Here is a 24,037-nt window from a genome sequence, read left to right as displayed (position 1 = left end):
CCGGGGCCGGGTGGCGCAGGTCCACCCCGGTGGGGGTGGGCCGCGACCACCCCTGGTGCTGCCAGTGTCGGAGAGAACCGCTGTACCCGCCCGCCACCGCAGGAGGCCCGGAGATGACCGAGCTGGACGTCGGACCGATCGACTACCTTGCCGTCGAGTTCCCGGGCAGCCGGCTGCGGGGCCAGGGCCTCGCCGCTCTGCTGGACCTCGTCGAACGCGGGATCATCCGGATCCTCGACCTCCGGGTCGCCAGACGCACCGAGGAGGGCGACATCGTGGCGGTCGCGCTCACCGACCTGGACCACGACGGCACGCTCGACCTCGCCGTGTTCGAGGGCGTGGGTTCCGGGCTGCTCGACGACGAGGACCTGGCGCAGAGCGTCGCGCTGGTGGCCCCCGGCGACGCCGTCGGCCTCATCGTGTACGAGAACACGTGGGCCGGGCCGTTCGTGACGGCCATGCGGGAGGCCGGGGCACAGGTGATCGCCAGCGGCCGCATCCCGGTCGAGGACGTCGTCGCGGTGCTCGACGCCCTCGAGGCGGAGCAGACGGCCCCGTCGACGACACCGACCACTCAGCCTGAAGGGACGACGTGATGGGACTTCTCCGAGGTGTGGCACGCACCGCTGTCGTGGCAGGCACCGCGACCGCGGTGTCCAACCGGGTCTCCCGGCGTCAGGCGAACCGCTGGGCCGGGCAGCAGGAGGCCTACGCGGCACCGCCGCCGCAGCAGGCATACGCGCCCCCGCCGCAGGAGGCCTACGCGGCGCCCCCGCCGGCCGCGTCGGAGGACGTGATCGCGCAGCTCGAACGGCTCGGCAAGCTACGGGACGACGGCATCCTCACCGACGCCGAGTTCAGCGCCCAGAAGGCCAAGCTGCTCGCCGGCTGAGGTCCCTGCCGGCAGACGTGTACCTGTGTGTCGAGGGGTGGGAGCCGCCGCGCCCGCCGGGGGTTCCTTCGCGCGGCGGCGAGGCTGTCCCGAGAGCGAGGCAACTCATGAGTGCGATGGATGCTTCTCACGAAGCCGGGGCCGAACCCCCGGCCGAACCCCCCACCCGGGCCGAGGTCCGGGCCCAGGCCCGGGCCAAGGTGCCGGCGACGACATGGATCTCCTGGGTCGCGCTCGCCATGATGACCACCAGCTCGGTCGCGAGCCTGCGGGCCGCGCCGACCATGGCGGTCTACGGGCTGGCGTGCGTCTTCCTCTACCTGGTGCCCGCGGTGGTCTTCCTCCTGCCGACGTCGCTCGTCTCCGCCGAGCTGGCCTCCGGCTGGAAGGGCGGCGTGTACAACTGGGTGGCGCGCGGCATCTCCAAGCCCATGGGGTTCCTCGCGGTGTGGTGCCAGTTCGCGATGACGATCTTCTACTACCCGAGCCTGCTCGGGTTCGTCGCGAGCACGCTGGCCTACGTCTTCAACCCGGCGCTCGCGAGCAGCGGCGTCTGGACGGCGTGCGTCATCATCGTCGTCTACTGGAGCGGCGTCTGGGTCTCCTCACGCGGTACCAAGGGTGTCGCGGGGCTCGCGAGCGGCGGCCTCATCATCGGCACGCTGATCCCGGGCGTGGTGCTCGTGGTGCTCGGCATGGTGTTCCTCGGCCAGGGCAACGAGTCGGCCGCGCCGATGACCGCCGACAACATCCTCCCCGCGTGGGCCGGGCTCGCCAGCCTCGTGCTCATCGTGAACAACTTTCTCTCCTACTCGGGCATGGAGATGAACGCCGTGCACGTGTCGTCGCTGCGTAACCCGGGCAAGGAGTTCCCCAAGTCGATGTTCCTGGCGATGGGCATGGTGCTGCTGATCTTCATCCTCCCGGCCCTGGCGATCAGCTGGGTGGTGCCCGCCGAGCAGCTCTCGCTCACCGCGGGCGTGATGCAGGCCTTCGACGCGGTGTTCGCCAACTTCGGCACGCAGTGGCTCACCCCGATCGTCGGGATCATGCTCGTGACGGCCTCGCTCGGCGGGATGCTCACCTGGCTCGCCGGCCCGTCCAAGGGTCTGTTGCTGATCTCGCGGCAGGAGGGCTACCTGCCACCGTTCCTGCAGCGGCTCAACAAGAACGGGGTGCAGCAGAACATCCTGGTGGTCCAGGGCATCGTCACCACGGCGATCGGCCTGATGTACGCGCTGATCCCGAACGTCTCCAGCGCGTACTGGATCTTCTCGGTGATCACCACGCAGGTGTACCTGATCATGTACCTGCTCATGTTCGTCGCGGCCATCGGCCTGCGCCGCAAGTACCCCGACCATCCGCGCGGCTTCCGCAGCCCGATGCTCAAGTCGCTCTGCGGCGTCGGTTTCGGGGCGTCGCTCGCGGCCCTGCTGGTCGGGTTCGTCCCGCCGTCCCAGTTCAGCGGGGGCAACCCGGTCGTGTACGTCGTGATCGTCGTGGTCGGTGCCCTGGGGCTCGGCCTGCTGGTCCCGTACCTCTTCTACCGGGCCCGCAAGCCCTCGTGGAAGCAGGAGGCCCCGACGGAGGAGGTGAGCCCGGAATGAGCACCGTCGGCGAGACGCAGTCCGGGCGCGAGCGCACGTTCCTGTACGTGGCGGTGGGCGTCGTGATCGGCGTCCTCCTCGTCCTGGCCCTGGTTCTCTACCGTGCGGCGGACGCGACCCACGACGCCGAGGCGAAGGCCGACGAGCTGATCCAGGCGCTCGACGAGGCGGGGGCGACGGTCACGCCGTCCAAGGACCAGATCGTCACGGTGCTCGGCGACGACGGCGGGGCGGTCTGCGCGAACCCCAACGACGCCCTGAACCGCGCGACGCTGCAGGCGCAGCTCGCCAACGGCGCCAGCGGCCCCGGCGCACGCCCCGTGATCACGGACCGCAAGATCCTGCGCGGGCAGACGCTGATCATCGAGATCTACTGCCCCGACGAGCTCGCGGAGTTCCAGCAGTACGTGGACGACCTCACGACCGACGACGTGGTGGGCTCGTGACCACCGACCTCCGCGCCCTGGTCGACCAGGAGATGCCGCGGGTCCGCGCCGAGCTCGCCGAGCTCGTCGCCATCCGGTCGGTCGCGGACCCCCGGCAGTTCCCGCCCCAGGAGTGCGACCGGGCGGCGCAATGGGTGCTCGCCAGGTTCGCCGGGGTCGGCTTCCAGGACGCGCACCTGGAGCGGACGGCGGACGGGAGCATGGCGGTGGTCGGCTCGCGGCCCTGCGCCGACCCGTCCGCGCCGACCGTGCTGCTCTACGCGCACTACGACGTGCAGCCGCCGCTCGACGAGTCCGCCTGGCGCACGCCGCCCTTCGAGCTCACCGACGCCGACGGCAGGTGGTACGGCCGCGGCAGCGCCGACTGCAAGGGGAACATCGTCATGCTCCTGGCCGCGCTGCGGGCGCTGGGCGAGGCGCCGGTGCACCTCAAGCTGGTCGTCGAGGGCTCGGAGGAGCAGGGCACGGGCGGCCTGGAGGCGTTCGTGCCCGAGCACGCCGACCTGCTGCGCGCCGATGCCGTCCTCGTGTGCGACACCGGCAACGCCGCCGTCGGGCAACCCGCCGCGACCGTCAGCCTGCGCGGGATGGTCAACGTGGTGCTGACGCTCCAGGCGCTCGCCTCGGAGGTCCACTCCGGCATGTTCGGGGGCGCCGCCCCCGACGCCCTGGCGGCCCTCGTCGCGGTGCTGGGCACCCTGCGCGACAGCAACGGGGACACCACGGTCGCAGGGCTCGACCACCGCGGGACCTGGCCCGGCGAGGGCTATCCCGCCGACCGGTTCCGGTGGGACGCGACCGTGCTGGAGGGCGTCTCCCTGCTGGGTGACGGCACCGTCGCGGACCTGCTCTGGGCGCGGCCCGCGCTGACCATCCTGGGCATCGACTGCCCGCCGGTGGTCGGCTCCGCCTCGGCGATCACGCCCCGTGCCTCCGCCCGGCTGAACCTCCGCATCCCGCCCGGCACCACGGCGGACCAGGCCCGGACGGCGCTCGAGAGGCAGCTCCGTGCGGCGGCACCCTGGGGCGTCGCGGTGCAGGTCACGGTCGAGGCGGAGGGCGAGCCCTTCCTCGCGGCGGTCGACGGCCCCGCGTTCCACGCGCTGGCCGGGGCGCTGGAGGAGACCTACGGCCGGCCGATGGCCCGGCTCGGGCAGGGCGGGTCGATCCCGCTCTGCAACGTGTTCGCGGACACCTACCCCGGGGCGGAGATCCTCCTGGTCGGCGTCGAGGAACCGCTCGCGGCCATCCACGCCCCGAACGAGAGCGTGGACCCCACCGAGATCGCGAACATGGCGCGGGGCACGGCCCGCTTCCTCCAGCTCTACGCGGAGGCCGCCGCCCGCTGACCGTCCGGCGTCCGCCGACCGTCCGGCGGCCGCTCCCGGAAGGTGCGTGCGCATGCTCTCGACCTCGAGAGCATGCGCACGCACCTTCTTGCGCCGGACTCTTGCGCGCCTTCCATGTCTTTCGATAGTGTCCCGATCATCGACACAGCAGTCCCGATCATCGGGACAGCACACAATGAGGTGGAGGCGTGGAGATGAGTACGCTCACGCGCCGCACGGTCCTGCGGGCGATCGGCGCGGCCGGGCTCGCCGGCGTCGCGGCGACGATCGCGGGCTGCGCGCCGACGATCGGGACGGCGCGGCTGCCGCGGGTCCCCGCGGCCTACGACGGGCCGCCGGTCACGCTGAAGTTCTGGAACGGGCTCACCGGCGGCGACGGGCCGGTGATGCGGACCCTGATCGACGAGTTCACGCGGGAGCACCCGCACATCGGCATCGACATGTACGCCCTGCCGTGGGGCGACTTCTACCAGAAGTTCCCCGCCGCGGTGACGAGCGGCCTCGCACCGGACTTCGCCCTCATGCACAACTTCCAGGTGGCGACCAACGCCGCGCGGAAGGTGATCATGCCGGTCGACGACGTCCTGGAGACGGTCGGCCTGGTCGAGTCGGACTACCTCCCGGTCGTCTGGGGCTCCGGCGTCTACCGGGACCAGCGCTGGTCGCTGCCGCTGGACATGTGGCCCGACTCGCTGTTCTACAACCGCCGGGTGCTGGAGCAGGCCGGGCTGGACCCGGACGCGCCGCCGACGGACCGCGCCGCCTACGAGCACGCGCTCGACGCGCTGGCGTCGGCCGGGGTCCAGGGCCACTGGCTCCCCGCCGTCGACCCGCAGGGGGTGGGGCGCGGCTTCGACTCCCTGCTCTGGCAGTTCGGCGGCGAGCACTATGACAGCGCTGGCAGGGCCGCGACGTTCGGCGCCCAGGCCGGGGTGGACGCGCTCACCTGGCAGCAGTCCCTGATCCGGGCGGGCTGGAGCCCGCGGAATGTCAGCGGCTCGGACGCCTCGATGGCGTTCAAGAACGACCAGAACGCGTTCCTCTGGGGCGGCCCCGGCGCCCTCATCAACGACCTCGGCTCGGTCGACGGGCTCGACTGGGACGTCGCTCCGCTGCCGCGGATCGGCGGCGGGCGGGCCGCGTTCTCCGGCTCGCACCAGTTCGTGGTCGCGCGCCAGCCGCGGTTCGACGCCGACCGGCTCGCCGCCGTCGTGACGTTCCTCGGGTGGATCCTCGCGAACTCGATCGGCTGGGCCACGGCGGGTCCGGTCCCCGCCCGCATGCCGATCCTGGACTCGCCCGAGCTGGCTGAGCTGACAGCGCAGTCACACGTCGCCGAGGGCGTGGAGCACATCCGGTTCTACCCGCTGGTGCCGGGGATCGCGGAGGTGCAGACCACCATCCTGTACCCCGCGATCGGCGACGCCCTGCTCTCGCTCGGCGACCCGCGCGCGGCGCTGGAGACCGCGACGACCCAGGCGTCCTTCCTGCTCCAGGAGAACGCCGAGAAGTACGGGAGGGCCTGACATGACCGCCACCGCCGTCCGCGCGACCACCACGGCCGCCGTCGCCACCACCGCCGTCTCGCCCAGCCGGCCCCGGCCCTGGACGCCCTATCTCTTCCTCGCGCCGTTCCTGCTGATCTTCGGCACGTTCGTGCTGGTCCCCGCCGTGTCGGGGCTCTGGATGAGCCTGCACAACTGGGACTTCTTCCTGCCCGACCGGCCGTTCGTGGGCCTCCAGAACTACGTGGACCTGTTCACCCCGGACGCGCTCGTGGCGCAGCAGTTCTGGGAGAGCATGCGGGCCACCGGGCTGTTCGTGGTGCTCTCGGTGCCGCTGCTCATGGCCATCCCGCTGGGCCTGGCGCTGCTGCTCAACCAGCGGTTCCGCGGGCGTACCTTCTTCCGCGCGGTCTTCTTCGCGCCGTACGTGCTGGGCGTCAGCGTGGTCGGCCTGCTCTGGCAGTACCTCCTGAACGGCAACACCGGCCTGGTCAACGGGTACCTCGCGGAGCTCGGCGTCACCGAGGCGGTGCCGTGGCTGACGGCGACGCCGTGGGTCTGGGTCTCGCTGGTGGGCGTCACGGTCTGGTGGACCATGGGCTTCAACTCCGTGGTCTACCTCGCGGGCCTGCAGAACGTGGACGAGGCGCTCTACGACGCCGCCAAGGTCGACGGCGCGAACCGGTGGCAGCAGCTCGTGCACGTGACGATCCCGCAGCTGCGCCCCGTCATCCTCTTCGTCCTGACGATGACGGTCCTGGCCTCGGCGAACATGTTCGGCCAGTCCTACCTGCTCACCGCGGGCAACCCGTCGAACGAGACGCGCACGGCCATCATGTTCATCGCCGAGGTGGGTCTGGAGCAGTTCCGCATGGGCCTCGCCGCCGCGATGAGCTATCTCCTCGCCCTCCTGCTGATCGCCGTCAGTGCCCTGAACTTCCTGTTCCTGCGACAGAAGGAGAGCTGACGTGGCCACCACCGTCGTTCCCACCGGCAGCACCACCCGTCCCGCGGCGACGCGGCAGCCCGCGGCCCGGCGCCTGCGCGACGAAGCGACCGGCCGCGGCGTCGTCGGCACGCTGCTGCTGTACGCGATGCTGCTCATCCTGTCCGTGCTCATCCTGGCGCCGCTGCTGTGGATGCTCTCCACGTCGTTCAAGACGACGGGCGACGCCACGGCCCTGCCGCCGGAGTGGATCCCGCCCACGCCGACCGTCGAGGGCTACACCCGGCTGTTCGCCGACGCGCAGGCCCCGCTGCTGCGCTGGCTCGGCAACTCCGTGCTCGTCGGCGTGCTGCACACCGTCCTGGTGCTCGCCACGGCGTCGGCGGCCGCGTACCCGCTGGCCCGGATGCGGTTCCCCGGCCGCCGGCTGATCTTCGCGCTGATCATCGCCACGCTGTTCGTCCCCGGCTTCGTCTTTCTCATGCCGAACTACCTGATCGTGGACGGGCTGGGCTGGCTCGACAGCGTCTGGGCGCTGGTGGTGCCGGGCGCGGCGAGCGCGTTCGGCGTGTTCTTCCTGGTCCAGTTCTTCCAGAGCCTCCCGGCGGAGCTGGAGGAGGCGGCGCTGATCGACGGCGCCAACCGCTGGCAGATCTTCGTCCGCGTGGTGCTGCCCCTGTCCCGGGCGCCGCTCGCGACGCTCGGCCTGCTGTCGTTCCTCGGGAGCTGGAACGACTTTCTCTGGCCGCTGTACGTGCTGTTCAACCCGGAGCAGCTCACGCTTCCCGCCGGTCTGGCGACGCTGCGGGGTGCCTACGCCACCGACTTCCCGGCGGTCATGGCGGGGGCGGCGATCGCGAGCGTCCCGGTGCTGATCCTGTTCGCGTTCGTGCAGCGCCACGTGATCGCCGGCGTCGCCCGCTCCGGTCTCAAGGGATGAGCAGGTGCCGTGCAGAATGGCAGCGTGACTGACTCGAGCAACCGGACCCCCGCCGACGGCGGGGCCGCCGGCACCCTCGCACGCGGCCTGGACATCGTCGAACGGATCGCGGCGACGCCGGGCCTGACCGTCCAGCGGCTGGCCGCGGACCTCGGGCTCAGCCGCAGCGCCGCCTACCGCATCGTGGGCACGCTGCGGGAGCGCGGCTACGTGGTGGGCGAGACCGAGCTGCGGCTCGGGCCCGTCGTGATGCGCCTGGGGCTGCAGGCGCTGGACGGCCTCGACGTCCACGCCGTGGGGCCCGAGCACCTGCGCGAGCTCGTCGCCGAGACCGAGGAGACGGCGTTCATCGCCATCTTCGACGACGACCAGATGTGCTACGTGATGCAGCAGGAGGGGCCACAGGTGGTGAAGGTGGTCTCCAAGCTGGGCAGTCGCGCCCCGCTGCACGCGTCGGCACTGGGCAAGGCCTACCTGTCGGCGCTCCCGCCGGCCGAGGCCCGGGCGATCGTCGACCGCATCCCGCTGACCGGCTACACCCCGACCACCCTCACCACCGCGCCCACGCTGCACGCGGAGCTCGACCGCATCCGCGATCGTGGCTGGGCCCTCGACGACGCCGAGCGGGAGCCCGGCGTGCGCTGCGTCGCCGCGCCGATCCTCGGTGCGGGTGATCTCCCGGTCGCCGCGATCAGCGCGGCCGGGCCCCGGGACCGCATCGTCGCGGCCCAGCCCTCGATCGTGGCGGCCGTGCGCCGTACCGCCGCCCGCCTCTCCGTCGCGCTCGGCGCGGCACCACCGCCCGACCTTCCCTGATTGGACCCCATGGCCTCCGCAGACCCCCGCATCCGTACCGTCCGGCTCGCCTCGCTGGAGACCCGCTACCCCCGGACCGTGGGCCGCAACGCCCGGCTCGGCAGCCACGGCGCCGGACCCGGCTCGGACGTCGCAGTGCTCGTCACCGACGACGGCCGGGCCGGCTGGGGGCTGTTCGAGGGGCCGCCGGGCGACGTCGCCCGGGTCGAGGGTCGCCTGCTCTCGGAGCTGATCGACCCCGCCACGGGCATCCTCGACGACGCGGAGCACTGGCTCGACATCGCCCTGCACGACCTGCTCGGCGTGGTGCACGACGCCCCGGTGCACGCGCTGCTCGGCGGTCGGGGCACGCCGGACGTCGCCGTCTACGACGGCGCGATCTACTTCGACGACCTGGACCCCGACGACGCGCCGCGCGGCGTCGGCGTGCTGGTCGAGGAGTGCCGCGCGGACGCCGCGCTGGGCTTCCGGGACTTCAAGCTCAAGATCGGCCGGGGCAACAAGTGGCTCTCCCGTGCGGCCGGCGACGCCCGCGACATCGAGGTGACCCGCGCGATCCGCGACGCGTTCCCGGACGCCCGGATCCTGGTGGACGCCAACGACGGCTACGACCGCGACGGGTTCGTCGCCTACCTGGAGGCCGTCGCCGACGTGGGGCTGTACTGGGTCGAGGAGCCGTTCCCGGACGACGCGGACGACCTGAAGGCCCTGCGCGCGTGGCTCGACGCGCACTCGCCGGAGACCCGGATCGCCGAGGGGGAGACCTCGCCCGACGTCGCCGCGCTGCTGCCGGTCGCCGCCGCCGGGTCGATCGACGTGCTGCTCATGGACGTGATGTCGTACGGCCTGACCGCCTGGCGCGCCCTGATGCCCCGGCTCGTGGCGGACGGCGTCCACGCCTCGCCGCACGCGTGGGGGCGGCCACTCAAGACCCGCTACGCCGCGCACCTCGCGGCAGGGCTGGGCAACGTCGAGGTCGTCGAGGGCGTGCCGGGCACCGTGGCCGGCGTCGACCCCGGGCTGCTCACCCCGGCCGGCGGTGTGCTGCGGCTGGGTGACGCCCCCGGCTTCGGCATCCCCGTGCCGGACGACGTCCACCTGCGCCCGATCGGCTGATCCCGGCCGGCGTGCCGGGCGTGCGCGTCCGGCGGGACACGAAGGAGGGGGCCGGGGCGTCGCTCGCGCGACGCTCCGGCCCCCGTCGTCCTCGTCCGGCGTCCTCAGCTGCCCAGGGCGGCGACCTCCCGCACGGCGTCGGCGACGGCACGGAAGTCCTTGTTGAGGATCGCGCCGTGGTTGCTGGGCACCTTGGCGCTGATCCTGATGTTCGGGTTGCCCGCCGTCGCGGCCTCCAGGCCGGCGCGGATCTGCTCCTGCTCGTCGCCCCTGCTGCCGAGCGACGTGCCCGAGGCCACCACGTAGCGCACCGGGACGCCGATGTCGTTCAGCACCGGCGCCAGGGCGCTCTCGCGGGACAGCCTGCCGAGCTCGATGTTGCTCTCGGCCTGTTCCGCCGCGGTCATCCGCGGCGTGATGCCCGTGATCCGCAGCGGGATCGTGAACCAGCTCATCCGGCGGAACAGCTTGCGAATGCGGACCTCCATCGCGTCGTCGAGCCAGTCGTGCGGAAAGGCGCCGTCGACCAGGACCGCGCCCAGGGTGCGTCCCGGGTTGCGCTGCGCCCAGTGAGCCGCGACGACGGCCCCGTAGGACCAGCCGATCACCAGCGCCTTCTCCACGCCGCGGGCGGCGAGGACGGCGTCGACGTCGCGCACGGCGGCCTCGAACGAGTAGTCCGCGGACGTCCCGGACTTCTTGCCGCGGGCGCGCTCGTCGAAGGTGATGTGCCGGTAGCCGGTGCCCAGGTCGGCGATGGTCTTGCGCCAGTAGCCCTGGGTCGCGAACTGGCCGTTCAGGTAGACGACCGGGAGACCGGGGCCGCCGGTGTCGGTCACGGCCAGGGCCGTGTCGTCGACCGGCACCATGCCGGACCACGCCGTGCTGGTCGAGGAAGCGCTGTCGTTCGTCATGTTCTCCACCTTGTGGGTCGTGGTGCGGTCGGTGCGGTCGGGTGGTGCCGTCGTGCGTGGTGCCGGCGCTCAGGCGCCGTGGTTCGTGGGGCCGGCCCGGTCGGCCGGGGCCGGCACCGCCCCGCTCAGAGGCTGCGAGCGGAGATGTCGCCGTAGGCGGTCGTCGCGCGGACGTCCAGCACGGCGGCGCCGTCGTTCTTGAGGGTGTTGCTGATGCGGCCGAGGCTCGTACCGGCGTCGAGGGTGGCCGAGACGCCGGCGCCCGCGGCGACCGTGATGTCACCGGCCTGGGTGCTGAGCACGACCGAACCGTTCGTGGCCTCCGCGACCCGGATGTCGCCACGGGCGGTGGTGATCTCCGCGGGACCGGTGAGCCGGCCCACCTCGACGTCGCCGTCGATCGCGGTGAGGCGCAGGCTCGCCGCCTCGTCGATCTTGATCTGCTGGTAGGCGCCGTCGAAGACCACGTCACCGAGGCGGCCGACGGCGCGGAGCTCGGCGGCCTCGGACGTGCCCTCGAGACCCGAGCCCGCGGGGAGCTGGACGGTGACCTCCACGGAACCCGCGTGGCCGACGAGCTTGCTGCGGGGCTCGGCGGTGCGGATCTGCAGCACGCCGTCGGCGTAGGTGACGGTGGTCTGCTCGGCGGTCTGGACGTCGCGGCTCTTGGCGGGGTTGGTGGGCCGCACCTCGACGGTGGTGTCGGCGCGGTCGGCGGCGATGAGCTGGACCCGGCCGGCGGGGATCTCGACGACGGTGGAGATCGGGGCGGGGGTGTCGAAGTTCTGCATGGTGATCGGCTCCTGTGCTGGTTGCTGCCCGGTGTTTCTGACATCGCAAACGCTACGTTGCTTTCCAGAGCGTGGCAACATCCTTGTTGCGTTGACAGGACATATGCGCAGGTCAGAGCGCACAAAGTGTTGCAACTGTTCTGAAACTAACGCAACGCAACGGGCGTCGGCCATTGCAATGGCTCTGAAGTGAACGCTATGCTGGGCAGGCAGGGACACCACGAGGGGCCACGGAGGGGATCGCGATGCCGGGAGGCAGACTCACCAAGCAGGAGCGTCAGCAGATCGCGCTGGGCCTGGCCGACGACCTGTCCTACGCCGAGATCGCGCGGCGCCTCGACCGCCCGACGTCCACGGTCACACGTGAGGTGCTGCGCAACGGCGGCCCCACCGGCTACCGCGCGGAGCTGGCCCATCGCGCCACGGAACGCCGTGCCCACCGGAGCCGGCAGGCAGCGCCCCGCAGTGCCCAGGCGCTGCCCCAGGCGCACGGGCGCGACGCCGCGGCGGTGGCCGACTTCGAGGAGACGCTCACCACGGTGCTCATGGCCTCGGGCCTGCCCAAGATGACCGCTCGCGTGCTGACCTGCCTGTTCACCACCGACGCGGGCAGCGTCACCGCCGCCGACCTCGTCCGGCGGCTCCAGGTCAGCCCGGCGTCCGTCTCCAAGGCGATCACGTTCCTCGAGGGACAGGGCCTCGTGCGGCGGGAGCGCGACGAGGGCCGCCGCGAGCGGTACGTCGCGGACAACGACGTCTGGTACCAGTCGACGATCGCCAGCGCCCGGGCCAACGACCAGCTCGCCGAGACCGCCCGGCAGGGCGTCGTCGTGCTCGGGGCGAGCACGCCCGCAGCGGCGCGCCTGGAGAACATCGCCCGGTTCCTCGACTTCATCAGCGAGAGCATCGTCCGCGCCGCCGAGCAGGCCCGCGAGGTGCTGCACACCGGTCCCGTGCAGACGGCGGACGACGCCGGAGCGGGGGACCGTGACCGCTAGTGCAGCGCCAGCTTCAGCCCGATCATCGCGACCCCCAGCAGACCCGCGGTCGCCGTGGCGGCCAGGCGCCTGCCGCCCGTCAGCCCGCTGTCGGTGCTCATGCGCCAGCCCACGACCAGCAGCAGCACGAGGTTGACGACGAGGGCGATGTCGACGGCCACGTCGGCCGGCACCCGGAGCACCGCCTCGATCAGGAGCACGACGACGGGCGCGGTGCAGGCAGCCACGAGCGGCAGCCCCTCGGTGAGCACGTGCCGGCGTTCGGCGGCGTCGAGGGGGCGGCGCGCGAGGGAGCGCGCGGCGATGAGGTGCGCGTAGGACTCGGCGCACCAGTAGACCAGCAGCGTGCCGCCCAGCAGCCCGGCGACCCGCACGAGCCCGAGGTCAGCGGGGGCGGACGCGAGCACGGAGCCGGTGATGACCAGCCCGTACAGGTACGCCGCGCGCTCCTTGAGCGACTCGCCCGGCTCACCGTGCTCGTCGGCTCTGACATGCCGCCCCGTGCGGCGGGGGTCCGGCTCGTCGGCACGCACGACGACCGCGCCTACTGCCGTGCCATGGCGACGCGGAGCCGCTCCTCGGGGCTGATGAAGTGATCGTGGTCGTCGCTGCCGAGGTCGAGCTGGACCCACTCGATCCGGCCGGTGAACCGGCTCGAACCGGCGCTGTAGGCGTCGGACACGCTCGTCCCGGACTCGTAGCCGATGTCCGTGGTCTCGTCGGCGGAGAAGATCAGAGGCTGGGTCGCCTCCACGCGGCCGCGCCCCACCGGGGACCCGTCGTGGAAGAGGGTGACGTCACCGCCCTTGCCCAGCCCGCCGCCGTCGTAGGCGAACTCGACGCGGAGCTGGTGCCTGCCGGACGGCACCGGCACGTCGGCCACGACGTCGTACCGGCTGATGCCGAGCACGTTGTAGGTGAACGTCAGCCGGCCGCCCGCTGCGTGCACCGACCAGCCGCCGAACCGCCCGCCCTGCGCGATGAGGACGCCGCTGGTGGCGCCCTCGGCGACGTCGGCCTCGGCGGTCACGGAGAACGACTTGTTCTTGACGCTGACGACGCTGTTCTCCGACAGCCGTCCCATCCCGGGGAAGAAGAGCTGTGAGTCGCCGTGGATCAGGGTGGGCCGGCCGGCGAGCTCGGGCACGAGCCGCTCCGCGGTGCGGTCGTCCATCGGCAGCACGTTGTACTTCGTGGCCTCGATGAGCCACAGCCGCTGGAGCCTGGCGAGCGCCTCGGGCCGCTCGGCGGCGAGGTCGTGCGCCTGGCTGAAGTCCGTCGTGCCGTCGTACAGCTCCCAGACGTCGTCGTCGAACGCGGGCGGCGGTGCCCCGGTCAGCTCCCATGGCGTGCGGTGCTTGGTGACGGCGCTCCAGCCGCGGTCGTAGATCCCTCGGTTGCCGAACATCTCGAAGTACTGCAGGTCGTGCCGTTCGGGTGTGGCGGCGTCGCCGAACGCGTAGACCATGGAGGTGCCCTCGATGGGTGCCTGCAGCACGCCGTTGACCGTGGTCGGCTCGGGCAGCCCCGCGGCCTCGAGGATCGTGGGCGCGACGTCGATGACGTGGGCGAACTGCGTGCGGAGCCCGCCGCGCTCCGTGATGCCGCCGGGCCAGTGCACGATCGTGCCGTTGCGGGTGCCGCCCCAGTGCGAGGCGACCTGCTTGGTCCACTGGTAGGGCGTGTCCATGGCCCAGGCCCAGCCCACCGCGTAGTGGTTGTAGGAGCTGGGCGAGCCGAACTCGTCGATCTTGGACCGCATGAAATCGGGCGTCTCCAGGGCGGCCATGCCGTTGAAGTTCGCCATCTCGTTGAAGGCGCCGTTCACCGTGCCCTCGGCCGAGGCGCCGTTGTCGCCGATGATGTAGTAGACGATCGTGTCGTCGAGGACGCCCAGGTCCTCCAGCGTGTCGATCACCCGGCCGACCTGGACGTCGGTGTGCTCCAGGAAGCCCGCGTACACCTCCATCTCGCGCGCGAGCACGGGCTTGAGGGTGTCGGGCATGTCGTCCCAGGCGGGGATCTCGTCGTGCCGCGCGGTGAGGTCGGCCTCGGGCGGGATGACCCCGAGCTCCTTCTGCCGCGCGAACGTCCGCTCGCGCTGCACGTCCCACCCGTCGTCGAACCGCCCGCGGTACTTCTCGACCCACTCCGGCGGGACATGGTGCGGGGCGTGCGTCGCTCCCGGGGCGAGGTAGACGAAGAACGGCTTGTCGGGCATCAGGGCCTTCTGCTGCCGCACCCACGAGCACGCGTGGTCCACCAGGTCCTCGGTCAGGTGATAGCCCTCCTCGGCGGTCGCCGGGGGCTCGACCGGCGTCGTCCCGTTGTACAGGGCGGGGGCCCACTGGTTGTTCTCGCCGCCGATGAACCCGTAGAAGGTCTCGAAGCCCCCGCCGCCGGTCGGCCACGCGTCGAACGGGCCCATCGGCGACGACTGCCACACCGGCACCTCGTGGCACTTGCCGAACTGCGCCGTCGAGTACCCGTTCAGCCGGAGCGTCTCGGCCAGCGGGGCCTTGGTGTTGGGGCGCAGCGAGCTGTTCCCGGGCGCCGACGTCGCCGTCTCGGTGATGCTGCCCATGCCCACCGAGTGGTGGTTGCGGCCCGTCAGCAGCGCCTGTCGCGTCGGCGCGCACAGCGCCGTCGTGTGGAAGCGGTTGAAGCGCAGGCCGCCCGCGGCGAGCCGCTCCGCCGTCGGCGTCGAGCAGGGCCCGCCGAACGCGCTCGACGCCCCGAACCCGACGTCGTCGAGCAGGACGACCAGCACGTTGGGCGCGCCGGATGGGGGTAGCAGCGGCTCGATCGGGGGGTACGACGTGTCGGGATCCTTCGCGTCGTACGTCGTCAGGCCCGACGCCGGCCGGTCCGGGATCGGCAGCATCGTGCGGGCGTGCGGGTGAGGACGCATGGGATGCTCCGCTTCGTCGCGCTGAGGGTCGGGCATCTTCCACGCTAGGCCGGCGCCACGAGCGCGCATCCCACAAAAGAGGTGAGTTCCCCTGGCGCCGGACGTCGGCCCAGGTCGGCTGATCAGCCCAGGTCGGCGAGGACCGTCGTGGGCGGCACGAAGAAGGTCGTGCCGGTCTGCGGGGTCGAGAAGTCGAGGATCCGGTCGTGCAGGCCGGGCGGGTCGCCCACGAACATGCGCTCCAGCATCCGCTCGATGACCCACAGGTGGCGGGCGTAGCCGATGAAGTAGGTGCCGAACTCGCCGTGCCCCGGGCGGCCGAACGGCATGTTGTCGCGCAGGATGTCGTGCTCGCCGTCCTCGTCGGTGATCGTGGCGAGGGTCTTGTGCGACTTCTGGCCGGTGACCGCGTCGTCGAGCTCGACGCCGTCCGCCTTGGTGCGGCCGATGATCCGCTCCTGCTGCTCGGTCGGCAGCGCCTGCCAGGCGGCGAGGGTGTGCAGGTACTTCTGCACGACGACGTAGCTGCCGCCGGCGAACTCCGGGTCCTCGTCACCCACCAGGGTGGACTCCGGGAGGTCCGCGCCCACCGGGTTGGCCGTGCCGTCGACGAAGCCGAGCAGGTCGCGGGTGTCGAAGTAGCGGAACCCCGACACCTCGTCGACGGTGGTGACCGCGCTGCCGAGCGCGGCGAGCAGCAGGCGCTCCAGCTCGAAGCACAGGTCCTGGCGGTCCGACCAGATGTGGAACAGCAGGTCACCCGGGGTGGAGACCGCTGTGTGGGCGGCGCCGGCGATCTCCCGGAAGGGGTGGAGCTCGGCCGGCTGCTCCCGTCCGGTCAGCTCCGTCCAGATCCGGCTGCCGATGCCGACGGTGCAGGAGACCGGGTTCCCCAGGTCGCGGAACCCGACGGTCTTGACCAGACCGTCGAGGTCGGCGAGCACCTCGCGGACGGTGCTCATTGCCGCGTCGCCGTCGTTCACGACGAGCGTGAGGAAGACGGCCGACCGCCGCAGCGGGGCGTCCACGCCCTGCGGCGAGACGGGTGCGCCGTAGGTCGACGGGGCGGTCCGCCCGCTGTGTCCGCTGCTCAGGCTGCTGTTCGTGCTGTCCGGCATGCCGGAAGGCTAACAGCGGCGGTTCGGGCCGTCGGGCTCTTCCCGTGCCGCCCGCCAGGCCTCGGCCAGCGCCGCGACCGAGGGCCAACGCTCCTTCCGCTCCGGGCGGACCGCGCGGTCGGCGACGGCGAGCTGCGCGGCCGAGCCGGCCCAGGCCGCGGGCGACCGCGTCGCGTCGTCGCCCAGGAACGTGTGCGCGAGCGCCCCGAGCGCGAAGACGTTCGTGACCTCGTCGATCGGCGCGCCGAGCGCGTACTCCTCGGGCGACATGAACCGGGACGACCCCCACATCCGCCCCATCCGGTTGACCACCGGTGCACGCTCGTAGAGGTCCAGGTCGCACAGGACGACGCGCCCGGTCGCCGGCTCGATCATCACCGAGCCGTCGTACAGGTCGACGGCCACCCAGCCGAGCGCCGCCGCGTGCGCGTGGAAGTCGTAGAGCTGCCGCACCGCGTCGACCCGGGCGGTCAGGTCCAGGGACCGCACGACGTGCGACCGCTCGTACTGCCTGCCGACCGGCGTCGCGTCGGTCCAGTCGAACACGAGGGCGTGGCCGGTCCCGACGTCCACGGCCTCGCGCAGGGTCACGAGGGTGGGGTGGGCGAGCGCCCGGTAGACGTCGGCGGCCCGGCGGGCCCGCGCGGCCGCGTCGACCCCGTCGCCGTCGTACCGCTCCGTGGGCGCGCCCGCGTACTTGACGAACACCCGGCCCGCGGGCCCCTGGACCCCCAGGCAGAGGTTGCCCGAGTCCTGCTGGTCGAGCACCGCGAACACGGTGCCCCAGCGCGCCGTGAAGGACAGGTCGTGCGGCGTCCGCAGGCGCACGGGCAGGCCGTCCAGGTCGGTCACGATCACGCGCGGAGCCTAGCCGGAACTCACCCGCTTCCACGGGGCGCGGCCCGGCCCACGGACGTACCGTCGAACAGACGGAGCGACGGCGACGGAGGAACGATGACCACCACACCCGCCCCGCGTGAACCCGAGCTTGCCGGTCAGACCGTCGTCGTGATCGGCGGCAGCGCGGGCATCGGGCTCGAGACCGCGCGCCGCGCCCGGACCGAGGGTGCCGACGTCGTCCTCACCGGCCGGGACCCGGCCCGCCTGGAGCGCGCCGGTACCGACGTCGGCGCGCGCGCCACCGCGGCCTTCGACGCCACCGACACCGCCGCCCTCGCGCGGTTCTTCGGGGAGCTGCCGGACCCGATCGACCACGTGCTGATCACGGCCGGCGGCCCGCACTACGGACCCCTGCTGGAGATGGACGCCGCCGAGGTGCGCGACGCGCTCGGCGACCACATGGTCGTGGCCCTCGACGTGGCCCGCAACGTCGCCGGCCGGCTGCGGCCCGGCGGGACGCTCCTGCTGATGGGCGGCACCGGGGCGCGGCGCGTCGGCCACGGCCTCGGGATCGCCTCGGCCACCACCGCCGCCCTGCCGCCGTTCACGGCGGCCCTCGCGCTCGAGCTGGCGCCGGTCCGGGTCAACCTCATCGCCGCGGGCTTCGTCGACACACCGCTGTCGGCCTCGCTGCTCGGCGACAAGCTGGACGAACGTCGCGCCGAGCTGCGGGACACCCTGCCGATCGGGCGGGTCGTCGGTCCGGCCGACGTGGCGGCGCTCGCCGTCCACCTCATGGCCAACACCGCACTGACCGGTGCGACCTATGACATCGACGGCGGCCAGCAGTTCGTCTGGTGACCCGTCCGGCGATCCGTCCGATGATCCGTCCGGCAAGGAGCACGACCATGAGCACGGAGCAGTTCCACGTCGACGAGGTCTCGCCGTCGTACTGGCGGGTGACCTTCGACAACGGGCCCGTCAACCTGCTGGACCCCGACACCGTCGAGCAGCTCGCGGTGCTGGTGGACCGGATCGAGGCGGCCCCCGACCTCACGGTCGTCGTGTTCCGCAGCGACACGCCCGGCTACTTCATGGCGCACTGGGACTTCCTGTCCGACACCTCCCGCGTCGTGGGGATGCCGCCCGGGCCGACGGGCCTGCACCCGTACCTGGACAACTTCGTCCGGCTGAGCCGCGTGCCGGTCGCGACCATCTCGGAGATCCGTGGCCGCACCCGCGGCGCGGGGAGCGAGTTCGTGCTCGCCACCGACATCCGCCTCGCGTCCGAGCAGGCCGTGCTCGGCCAGTTCGAGGTCGGCGTGGGCGCCGTCCCCGGCGGCGGTCCGATGGCGCGCCTGGGGCGGCTGGTCGGCCGGGGCCGCGCGCTGGAGATCCTGCTCGGCGGCGAGGACGTCCCAGCCGCGCGGGCCGCCGAGTACGGGTACGTGAACCGGCTCGTGCCCGACGCCGAGCTGGAGCGGGTCACCGACGCGTTCGCCCGCCGGATCGCGGCCTTCGACAAGGTGGCGGTGGCGGGCATCAAGCAGCTGGTGGACGTGGCGACCCTGCCCGCCGACGACGAGCTCGCCCGCGGGCTCGACGCCTACTTCGCCACCGCCGGCCGCCCCGAGCACCGGCCGTTCGTCGGCCTGCTCCTCGAGCACGGCCTCCAGCGGCCCGACGGCGTCGAGACCGACCTCGGCACCGCGATCGGCCGGCTCCGCCAGGGTTCCTGATCCGCAGCAGGGCGGGCCGCCTGGGCGCTGCCGCTACTTCGGCAGTCCGCCCTTGACGTCGGCAGTCGGCATCGAGATCGGCACAGGCCTGTGCCGATCTCAGTGCCATCTGCCGACTTGGCGGAGCTGACTGCCGGCCTCGCGTGCGCCCGGCCGCTCCCGCTACGGGTTCCGCAGCCCGCGGAGGGTGTGCTCGAAGCTGCGGACGTAGCTGTCGCGGTGCTGCTCGTCGCAGGCGCGGGCGATGATGCCGCGCTCCCAGATCAGCACGTCGACGTCGTCGGGCGTGAGGTCGGCCCGGATCGCGCCGGTGGCCTGTGCCTCGGCGAGGAATCCTCCGGCGACCTCGCTGGCGCGCTCGCACAGCGCGGTCAGCGCGCCGGACCCGGGCTGGGCGCGCAGCAGCACGTCGTTGGCCGCGGGCTCGTCGAACGCGACCAGCCAGATCCGCCGCAGGTAGCCCTCGAACCGCTCGACGGGATCCTCGATGGCGCCGACCGCGGTGATGATGCCCGCGATGCGCTCGGCGAACAGCTCCTCCACCACCGCGTCGATCAGGCCCTGCCGGCCCCCGAAGCGGTGGTAGATGGTGCCCTTGCTGACGCCCGCGGCCCGCGCGACCTCGTCCAGGGGGCTGTTCAGCCCGCCCGCGCGGAACACGTCGAGGGCGGCCAGCCGGATGCCCTCGACGTTGCGCCGCGCGTCAGCGCGGAGCCGCGGCGGGTCCGAGGTCATCGACCGATCCCGGCGGCGGCGGGCGAGCCCACCGTCTCGTTCCAGCTCGTCTGCAGGGCCTGGAGGAACGCCTCCACCGGCTGCGCGCCGGACACGGCGTACTTCCCGGCGAACACGAAGAACGGCACGCCCGTGATGCCGAGCTGCCGGGCCTGCTGGATGTCGGCCTCGACGGCGTCGGCGAACTCGTCGTCGGCGAGCGCGGTCAGGGCGGCGTCGCGGTCCAGGCCCACCTGCGCGGCCAGGTCCGCGAGGACCTGGTGGTCGGCCACGTTCAGGCCGTCGGTGAAGTACGCCTGGAACAGCCGCTGGACCATCTCGTGTTGCTTGCCGTGCCCGGCGGCGAAGTGGCTGAGCTGGTGCGCGGTGCGGGTGCCCACGGCCTTGGCCCGGTCGAACCGGTAGTCCAGCCCGACCTGCCGGCCGCGCTCCGCGATCTGGTCGTGCATCGCCGCCGCCTGCTCGCGCGGGAACCCGCGCTTGGCCGAGAGCAGCTCCAGCAGGTCGATCGGCTCGTCGCCGGTCAGCTCCGGCATCAGCAGGAAGCTGTGGTAGCGCACCTCGACCCCGGAGGCGTGCGGGAACTGTTCCAGCGCCCGCTCCAGGAGCGCGTCGCCCATGTAGCAGAACGGGCACATCACGTCGCTCCACACGTCGACCACGAGCTTGTCCGCGGCCCGACCGAACGCACCGGCCATCAGGAGCACACCCCGTCCACGGAGCAGACGCCGAACGCCTCGCCCACGGGCAGGAGCTCGAACGGGGACCGGACCGCCGGGGCGCCGTCGACTGCTACGGGCATCACCTCTGCCGGGGCCTGGACCGCGGCCTCGACCACGGGGGCGGCCTGCACGACCGCGTCACCTGTCTTCATGGTCAAGGACGGTAGGACTAACTTGAACCCCCCGTCAACTTGGGCTGCGTTCACCGCCGTCGGACGACGGGTCGGTCAGGAGCTGCTCAGCGGCCCGCGGTGACGGCCTGGGTCACCGGCGCCCAGGACAGCGCGCGCAGGCATCCCGAGCGGATGTCGTCGAGGTGCGCGGCGAGCCGGGCCGGGGCGTGGCTGTTCAGGCCCTGGCGGACGGCGGTCAGGCCGGGGCCGAGCCGCAGGTGCAGCCCCCACGTGAGGTGGGCGACGGCGAAGCCGAGGGCTGCGGCCGGGCGCAGGTCGGTGCCCGCCAGGGCACTGACGGCCTCGGCGTAGACGTCGAGGACGGCCGGCTCGTCCAGCTCGCCGTGGCCGCCGAAGGCCCGGTACATGGAGACGAACGTGCCGAGGTCGTAGCCGACCGGCCCCACCCCGACGTGCTCCCAGTCGATGAGGACCAGGGCGCCGCCGGCGGTCAGGCCTGCGTTGCGGGGCGTGAGGTCGCCGTGGACGAGGGTGGTCGGCAGCTCCGCCGCGCGCGCCGCGAGCTCGTCCGCGGCGTCCAGGCCCGCGTGCAGCGCGTCGACCTGCTCGGGCGTGAACAGGTTCCGCAGCCGCGGGTCGCCGGGCAGGGCGTCGAGGTTGTCGTGCCCGTCCGGCACGTGGTGGGCGTAGGCGGCGTAGCCCGCGGTCTCCAGCCAGGGAGCGCCGAGCAGGCCGGGCTCCAGGTCACCGGGCACGTGCAGCAGCGCGGCCCGCTCGGCGGCGGTGGCCGCGGCGGCGGGCGTCCAGCTCTGCTGCAGCACGGCGTCGACGTCGCGCATGATGATCCAGTCGAGGCCGTTGTGACCGACCACCGTGACGTGGGGCGGCGTCGTCGTGCCGCGGGGGAGGAGGTCCGGGACGCCGCTCCGGAAGAAGCGGGCCTCGCGGTGGTCCAGCTCGGCGTCGCGCGAGTCGAGCAGGGACGGCTGGCCCCAGCCCGGGACCTTGACGATCCAGGCGGACGGGTCCGCGTGCGGGACCGCGACGCAGACCCGGAGCACGGCGGCCCGGCTCAGGCCCTGCGACAGGTCGCGCACCGAGAGCACGCGCGCCCCCGGACCCCATGCGCCCTCTCGGGACGAGAGGACGGTCTCGATCGTCTCGGCGTCGGGCAGGCCAGGTGCGTTCATCATCTTCCCTCGATGTCGAGAACGTGGCGGCGGCTCCGTCCCAGGGATATCAGCAGCCACACGGGCAGCGCGAATGCTTGGAGTGATACCGATGGAACAGCACGAGATCACCGAGATCCTGAACCGGCCGCTCAGCCAGGAGCTGCTGGCCCGCGACATCACGCGCCTGGCGTACGTCGCCACGGACGGCACGCCCCGCACCGTGCCGATCGGGTTCTCCTGGAACGGCACCGAGATCGTGATGTGCACCCCGACGAACGCGCCCAAGCTCCCGCACCTGCGGGCGAACCCGGCGGTCGCCCTGACGATCGACACCGAGGTGCACCCGCCCACGATCCTGCTGGTCCGCGGCCGGGCGGAGCTGGACGTCGTCGACGGCATCCCGGACGAGTACATGGAGGCGAACACCAGCTACGAGATGACGCCGGAGCAGCGCGCCGAGTGGGAGGTGGGCGTGCGTGCGCTCTACGACGGCATGGTCCGGGTCGTGGTGACCCCGACCTGGGCGAAGCTGATCGACTTCGAGACGACCCTGCCCACCGCCGTCGAGGAGCTGCTCCGGAAGCAGGCCGAGCGCCACGGGTCGTGAGGTCGGTCCCGGCGTCGATACGGTGCACCGGGGCCGCTCACGGACGCACCGGGTGAAACCGGCGAAACGGGGGTTACCACCGCGCGCTCGCCTGCTTACGCTCGTCGCAGGTGAGCCACGAGGAGCGGGCATGATCTCCGAGGAATCGACCGTGATCGTCACCGGTGCGACGGGCGGCATCGGGCTCCAGACCGCGCGTGAGCTCGTGGGCCGGGTCCGGCGCGTGATCGTCCAGGGCCCGGAGCCGGAGACCATGGTGCGTCCGGCGCTCCAGGTGCTCGGCGAGGGGACCGCGGAGGTGCGCTACGTCCGGTGCGACTTCGAGTCCTTGGCGGACGTCGCAGACGCCGCTGACGCCATGACCGCGCTGGCCGCGGGTCCGATCGACGCCGTCGTCAACAACGCCGGCGTCCCCGGGGCGATGACCCGGCAGGTCACGAAGGACGAGCACGAACGCACGCTCCAGGTGAACTTCCTCGCGATGGTGCTGCTCACCGAGCGGCTGCTGCCGGCGCTCGCGGACGACGGCCGCGTCGTCAACCTCGCGTCGGCCACCCACGAGATGACCGACCTCGACCTGGCGGACATCGAGCTGGAGCGCGGCTACGACGCCGTGCGGGCCTACGCGCGGTCCAAGCTCGCGATCATCCTCTACACCCGGTGGCTCGCGGACCGGCCGGCGGGCCGGGGCGTCGTACCCGTGAGCCTCAGCCCCGGCGTGATCAGCACGCCGCTGCTGCACGCGATGTTCAACATCGGCGGGGTGTCGGTGCGGCACGGGGCCGACAACGTCCTGGCCGCGGTCACCGGGCCGGTCCGTGCGGGCGACTACTTCGACGACGGCGAGCTGGTGGAGCCGAGCGCCCAGGCGCGGGACGCCCGGCTCGGGCGGGCGCTCATGGACTACGCCTTCGGGGCGCTGCGGCCGCACCTGTCGTGAGCGTTCCGGCATAGCCTGGAGCGGACCCTGACGGAAGGAAGCACCATGTCCCGCGTTCTGATCATCGGCGGCCACGGAAAGATCGCGCTGCGGCTCGCGCCCCTGCTCGTCGAGCGAGGTGACGAGGTCACCAGCGTCTTCCGCAACCCGGACCACCGGGAGGAGGTCGCGGCCACGGGGGCGACGCCGCTGGTCGCCGACGTCGAGCAGCTCGACACCGCGGGCCTCACGGACCTGGTGCGCGGCCAGGACGCCGTCGTCTGGTCGGCGGGAGCGGGTGGCGGCAACCCGGCGCGCACCTACGCCGTCGACCGCGACGCCGCGATCCGGTCGATGGACGCCGCGAAGGCGGCGGGCGTCGCGCGCTACGTGATGGTGTCCTACCTCGGCGCGGGCCCCGGCCACGGCGTGCCCGAGGACAACTCGTTCTTCGCCTATGCGGAGTCGAAGACGGCGGCCGACGAGCACCTGCGCGGCACCGGGCTCGACTACACGATCCTCCAGCCGGGACCGCTCACGCTGGACGAGCCGACGGGGCTCATCGAGGTGGCCGAGCCGGGTGACGGTCGCGTCGCGCGCGCCGACGTCGCCGGGGTGATCGCCGCCGTCCTGCTGGACGACGGCACCGTGGGGCGCACCATCGCCTTCGGCAACGGTGGCACGCCGATCGCGGAGGCGATCGCCGCGGGCTGACCCGGGCTCCGGAACCAGACGCGTGCGCCCGCCGTGTTGCTCGACATGTCCGGTCCTCCTCGACCACCTGCGCCATGAAACGGTTCATAATGTAGCCCGAAGCAAG

At 72.5% G+C, this 24,037-nt stretch carries 26 protein-coding genes; 16 read left to right on the top strand and 10 right to left on the bottom strand.

The genetic code is table 11. The annotated features are described in order from the left end of the window. The first annotated feature begins 113 nt into the window (after window positions 1-113). From AB0I29_RS26530 to AB0I29_RS26485, 10 genes are all read left to right on the top strand, one after another. A complete protein-coding gene (locus tag AB0I29_RS26530; protein ID WP_285105595.1) occupies window positions 114-596 on the top strand; it encodes a DUF6325 family protein in 483 nt (160 codons plus the stop codon). Continuing rightward, window positions 596-892: an SHOCT domain-containing protein gene (locus AB0I29_RS26525; RefSeq protein ID WP_285105597.1), complete on the top strand. Its 297-nt coding sequence runs from the start codon at window positions 596-598 to the stop codon at window positions 890-892. The genes AB0I29_RS26530 and AB0I29_RS26525 overlap by 1 nt, the downstream gene beginning before the upstream one ends. Before the next feature lie 116 nt (window positions 893-1,008). After that, complete coding sequence (locus AB0I29_RS26520) at window positions 1,009-2,499, top strand: APC family permease (protein WP_357487103.1); 1,491 nt, start codon at window positions 1,009-1,011, stop codon at window positions 2,497-2,499. Then, window positions 2,496-2,945: a hypothetical protein gene (locus tag AB0I29_RS26515; RefSeq protein WP_357487101.1), complete on the top strand. Its 450-nt coding sequence runs from the start codon at window positions 2,496-2,498 to the stop codon at window positions 2,943-2,945. Before AB0I29_RS26520 ends, AB0I29_RS26515 begins: the two co-directional genes overlap by 4 nt. Further along, window positions 2,942-4,294, top strand: coding sequence for a dipeptidase (locus tag AB0I29_RS26510; RefSeq protein WP_285105601.1), 1,353 nt, complete (start codon window positions 2,942-2,944; stop codon window positions 4,292-4,294). Before AB0I29_RS26515 ends, AB0I29_RS26510 begins: the two co-directional genes overlap by 4 nt. A gap of 194 nt (window positions 4,295-4,488) precedes the next feature. Continuing rightward, window positions 4,489-5,820 carry an ABC transporter substrate-binding protein gene (locus AB0I29_RS26505; RefSeq protein ID WP_285105603.1) on the top strand — a complete coding sequence of 444 codons (1,332 nt, stop codon included), beginning with the start codon at window positions 4,489-4,491 and terminating at the stop codon, window positions 5,818-5,820. A gap of 1 nt (window position 5,821) precedes the next feature. Then, window positions 5,822-6,766 (top strand): sugar ABC transporter permease, encoded by a 945-nt coding sequence (locus tag AB0I29_RS26500; protein WP_285105605.1) that lies wholly within the window; start codon window positions 5,822-5,824, stop codon window positions 6,764-6,766. Between the two features lies 1 nt (window position 6,767). Beyond that, window positions 6,768-7,685, top strand: a complete 918-nt coding sequence (locus AB0I29_RS26495; protein ID WP_357487097.1) for a carbohydrate ABC transporter permease — start codon at window positions 6,768-6,770, stop codon at window positions 7,683-7,685. 24 nt (window positions 7,686-7,709) lie between these two features. Then, complete coding sequence (locus AB0I29_RS26490; protein WP_357487095.1) at window positions 7,710-8,501, top strand: IclR family transcriptional regulator; 792 nt, start codon at window positions 7,710-7,712, stop codon at window positions 8,499-8,501. A gap of 9 nt (window positions 8,502-8,510) precedes the next feature. Beyond that, window positions 8,511-9,617, top strand: coding sequence for an enolase C-terminal domain-like protein (locus AB0I29_RS26485; protein ID WP_357487093.1), 1,107 nt, complete (start codon window positions 8,511-8,513; stop codon window positions 9,615-9,617). A gap of 104 nt (window positions 9,618-9,721) precedes the next feature. On the opposite strand, the gene AB0I29_RS26480 is transcribed toward AB0I29_RS26485, so the two are convergent. Then, entirely contained in the window at window positions 9,722-10,531 is an 810-nt protein-coding gene (locus AB0I29_RS26480; RefSeq protein ID WP_285105613.1) for an alpha/beta hydrolase, read from the bottom strand. Between the two features lie 125 nt (window positions 10,532-10,656). After that, window positions 10,657-11,322, bottom strand: coding sequence for a DUF4097 family beta strand repeat-containing protein (locus AB0I29_RS26475; RefSeq protein ID WP_357487091.1), 666 nt, complete (start codon window positions 11,320-11,322; stop codon window positions 10,657-10,659). 245 nt (window positions 11,323-11,567) lie between these two features. Between AB0I29_RS26475 and AB0I29_RS26470 the strand changes: the two genes are divergently transcribed. Further along, window positions 11,568-12,320 carry a helix-turn-helix domain-containing protein gene (locus AB0I29_RS26470; protein WP_357487089.1) on the top strand — a complete coding sequence of 251 codons (753 nt, stop codon included), beginning with the start codon at window positions 11,568-11,570 and terminating at the stop codon, window positions 12,318-12,320. Here AB0I29_RS26470 and AB0I29_RS26465 read toward each other — a convergent pair. From AB0I29_RS26465 to AB0I29_RS26450, 4 genes are all read right to left on the bottom strand, one after another. Beyond that, window positions 12,317-12,853 (bottom strand): hypothetical protein, encoded by a 537-nt coding sequence (locus AB0I29_RS26465; RefSeq protein ID WP_285105618.1) that lies wholly within the window; start codon window positions 12,851-12,853, stop codon window positions 12,317-12,319. The two genes, AB0I29_RS26470 and AB0I29_RS26465, sit on opposite strands and share 4 nt — an antisense overlap. An 11-nt stretch (window positions 12,854-12,864) precedes the next feature. Beyond that, window positions 12,865-15,231, bottom strand: coding sequence for an arylsulfatase (locus AB0I29_RS26460; protein WP_357487086.1), 2,367 nt, complete (start codon window positions 15,229-15,231; stop codon window positions 12,865-12,867). Window positions 15,232-15,353: 122 nt separating this feature from the next. Continuing rightward, a complete protein-coding gene (locus AB0I29_RS26455) occupies window positions 15,354-16,349 on the bottom strand; it encodes a Dyp-type peroxidase (RefSeq protein WP_357487084.1) in 996 nt (331 codons plus the stop codon). 9 nt (window positions 16,350-16,358) lie between these two features. After that, window positions 16,359-17,207: a hypothetical protein gene (locus tag AB0I29_RS26450; protein ID WP_357487082.1), complete on the bottom strand. Its 849-nt coding sequence runs from the start codon at window positions 17,205-17,207 to the stop codon at window positions 16,359-16,361. A gap of 96 nt (window positions 17,208-17,303) precedes the next feature. Here AB0I29_RS26450 and AB0I29_RS26445 point away from each other — a divergent pair, with 96 nt between their 5' ends. Then, complete coding sequence (locus AB0I29_RS26445; RefSeq protein ID WP_357487080.1) at window positions 17,304-18,050, top strand: SDR family oxidoreductase; 747 nt, start codon at window positions 17,304-17,306, stop codon at window positions 18,048-18,050. A 47-nt stretch (window positions 18,051-18,097) separates the two neighbouring features. After that, on the top strand, window positions 18,098-18,928 hold the full coding sequence (locus AB0I29_RS26440) for an enoyl-CoA hydratase/isomerase family protein (RefSeq protein ID WP_357487078.1): 831 nt from the start codon (window positions 18,098-18,100) through the stop codon (window positions 18,926-18,928). 162 nt (window positions 18,929-19,090) lie between these two features. Here AB0I29_RS26440 and AB0I29_RS26435 read toward each other — a convergent pair whose 3' ends face one another. The 4 genes from AB0I29_RS26435 to AB0I29_RS26420 all read right to left on the bottom strand — a co-directional run bounded on the left by AB0I29_RS26435 (window position 19,091) and on the right by AB0I29_RS26420 (window position 21,712). Beyond that, complete coding sequence (locus tag AB0I29_RS26435) at window positions 19,091-19,663, bottom strand: TetR/AcrR family transcriptional regulator (RefSeq protein WP_357487076.1); 573 nt, start codon at window positions 19,661-19,663, stop codon at window positions 19,091-19,093. Further along, window positions 19,660-20,361 (bottom strand): DsbA family oxidoreductase, encoded by a 702-nt coding sequence (locus tag AB0I29_RS26430; protein ID WP_357487074.1) that lies wholly within the window; start codon window positions 20,359-20,361, stop codon window positions 19,660-19,662. Before AB0I29_RS26430 ends, AB0I29_RS26435 begins: the two co-directional genes overlap by 4 nt. Then, on the bottom strand, window positions 20,361-20,537 hold the full coding sequence (locus AB0I29_RS26425) for a hypothetical protein (protein WP_357487072.1): 177 nt from the start codon (window positions 20,535-20,537) through the stop codon (window positions 20,361-20,363). The genes AB0I29_RS26430 and AB0I29_RS26425 overlap by 1 nt, the downstream gene beginning before the upstream one ends. An 86-nt stretch (window positions 20,538-20,623) precedes the next feature. Further along, window positions 20,624-21,712, bottom strand: coding sequence for a phosphotransferase (locus AB0I29_RS26420; RefSeq protein ID WP_357487070.1), 1,089 nt, complete (start codon window positions 21,710-21,712; stop codon window positions 20,624-20,626). A gap of 88 nt (window positions 21,713-21,800) precedes the next feature. On the opposite strand from AB0I29_RS26420, the gene AB0I29_RS26415 reads away from it, so the two are divergent. The 3 genes from AB0I29_RS26415 (at window position 21,801) to AB0I29_RS26405 (ending at window position 23,931) form a co-directional block, all read left to right on the top strand. Beyond that, a complete protein-coding gene (locus tag AB0I29_RS26415) occupies window positions 21,801-22,298 on the top strand; it encodes a pyridoxamine 5'-phosphate oxidase family protein (protein ID WP_357487068.1) in 498 nt (165 codons plus the stop codon). Between the two features lie 130 nt (window positions 22,299-22,428). Next, window positions 22,429-23,238 (top strand): SDR family NAD(P)-dependent oxidoreductase, encoded by an 810-nt coding sequence (locus AB0I29_RS26410; RefSeq protein WP_357487066.1) that lies wholly within the window; start codon window positions 22,429-22,431, stop codon window positions 23,236-23,238. A 45-nt stretch (window positions 23,239-23,283) separates the two neighbouring features. Further along, entirely contained in the window at window positions 23,284-23,931 is a 648-nt protein-coding gene (locus AB0I29_RS26405) for an SDR family oxidoreductase (protein WP_357487064.1), read from the top strand. Window positions 23,932-24,037 lie beyond the last annotated feature (106 nt).

The sequence above is a fragment of the Promicromonospora sp. NPDC050262 genome, assembly GCF_040655935.1.
Lineage (GTDB): Bacteria > Actinomycetota > Actinomycetes > Actinomycetales > Cellulomonadaceae > Promicromonospora.
Note: the sequence above shows the minus strand (reverse complement) of the source record. Positions and strands in the feature narration are given on the sequence as shown.

Excerpts from the sequence above, each read along its gene's own strand:
- AB0I29_RS26530 (WP_285105595.1), top strand. The coding sequence starts at position 114 with ATGACCGAGCTGGACGTCGGACCGATCGACTACCTTGCCGTCGAGTTC.
- AB0I29_RS26525 (WP_285105597.1), top strand. The coding sequence starts at position 596 with ATGGGACTTCTCCGAGGTGTGGCACGCACCGCTGTCGTGGCAGGCACC.
- AB0I29_RS26520 (WP_357487103.1), top strand. The coding sequence starts at position 1,009 with ATGGATGCTTCTCACGAAGCCGGGGCCGAACCCCCGGCCGAACCCCCC.
- AB0I29_RS26515 (WP_357487101.1), top strand. The coding sequence starts at position 2,496 with ATGAGCACCGTCGGCGAGACGCAGTCCGGGCGCGAGCGCACGTTCCTG.
- AB0I29_RS26505 (WP_285105603.1), top strand. The coding sequence starts at position 4,489 with ATGAGTACGCTCACGCGCCGCACGGTCCTGCGGGCGATCGGCGCGGCC.
- AB0I29_RS26500 (WP_285105605.1), top strand. The coding sequence starts at position 5,822 with ATGACCGCCACCGCCGTCCGCGCGACCACCACGGCCGCCGTCGCCACC.
- AB0I29_RS26485 (WP_357487093.1), top strand. The coding sequence starts at position 8,511 with ATGGCCTCCGCAGACCCCCGCATCCGTACCGTCCGGCTCGCCTCGCTG.
- AB0I29_RS26480 (WP_285105613.1), bottom strand. The coding sequence starts at position 10,531 with ATGACGAACGACAGCGCTTCCTCGACCAGCACGGCGTGGTCCGGCATG.
- AB0I29_RS26475 (WP_357487091.1), bottom strand. The coding sequence starts at position 11,322 with ATGCAGAACTTCGACACCCCCGCCCCGATCTCCACCGTCGTCGAGATC.
- AB0I29_RS26470 (WP_357487089.1), top strand. The coding sequence starts at position 11,568 with ATGCCGGGAGGCAGACTCACCAAGCAGGAGCGTCAGCAGATCGCGCTG.
- AB0I29_RS26460 (WP_357487086.1), bottom strand. The coding sequence starts at position 15,231 with ATGCGTCCTCACCCGCACGCCCGCACGATGCTGCCGATCCCGGACCGG.
- AB0I29_RS26455 (WP_357487084.1), bottom strand. The coding sequence starts at position 16,349 with ATGCCGGACAGCACGAACAGCAGCCTGAGCAGCGGACACAGCGGGCGG.
- AB0I29_RS26445 (WP_357487080.1), top strand. The coding sequence starts at position 17,304 with ATGACCACCACACCCGCCCCGCGTGAACCCGAGCTTGCCGGTCAGACC.
- AB0I29_RS26440 (WP_357487078.1), top strand. The coding sequence starts at position 18,098 with ATGAGCACGGAGCAGTTCCACGTCGACGAGGTCTCGCCGTCGTACTGG.
- AB0I29_RS26435 (WP_357487076.1), bottom strand. The coding sequence starts at position 19,663 with ATGACCTCGGACCCGCCGCGGCTCCGCGCTGACGCGCGGCGCAACGTC.
- AB0I29_RS26430 (WP_357487074.1), bottom strand. The coding sequence starts at position 20,361 with ATGGCCGGTGCGTTCGGTCGGGCCGCGGACAAGCTCGTGGTCGACGTG.
- AB0I29_RS26425 (WP_357487072.1), bottom strand. The coding sequence starts at position 20,537 with ATGAAGACAGGTGACGCGGTCGTGCAGGCCGCCCCCGTGGTCGAGGCC.
- AB0I29_RS26420 (WP_357487070.1), bottom strand. The coding sequence starts at position 21,712 with ATGATGAACGCACCTGGCCTGCCCGACGCCGAGACGATCGAGACCGTC.
- AB0I29_RS26415 (WP_357487068.1), top strand. The coding sequence starts at position 21,801 with ATGGAACAGCACGAGATCACCGAGATCCTGAACCGGCCGCTCAGCCAG.
- AB0I29_RS26410 (WP_357487066.1), top strand. The coding sequence starts at position 22,429 with ATGATCTCCGAGGAATCGACCGTGATCGTCACCGGTGCGACGGGCGGC.
- AB0I29_RS26405 (WP_357487064.1), top strand. The coding sequence starts at position 23,284 with ATGTCCCGCGTTCTGATCATCGGCGGCCACGGAAAGATCGCGCTGCGG.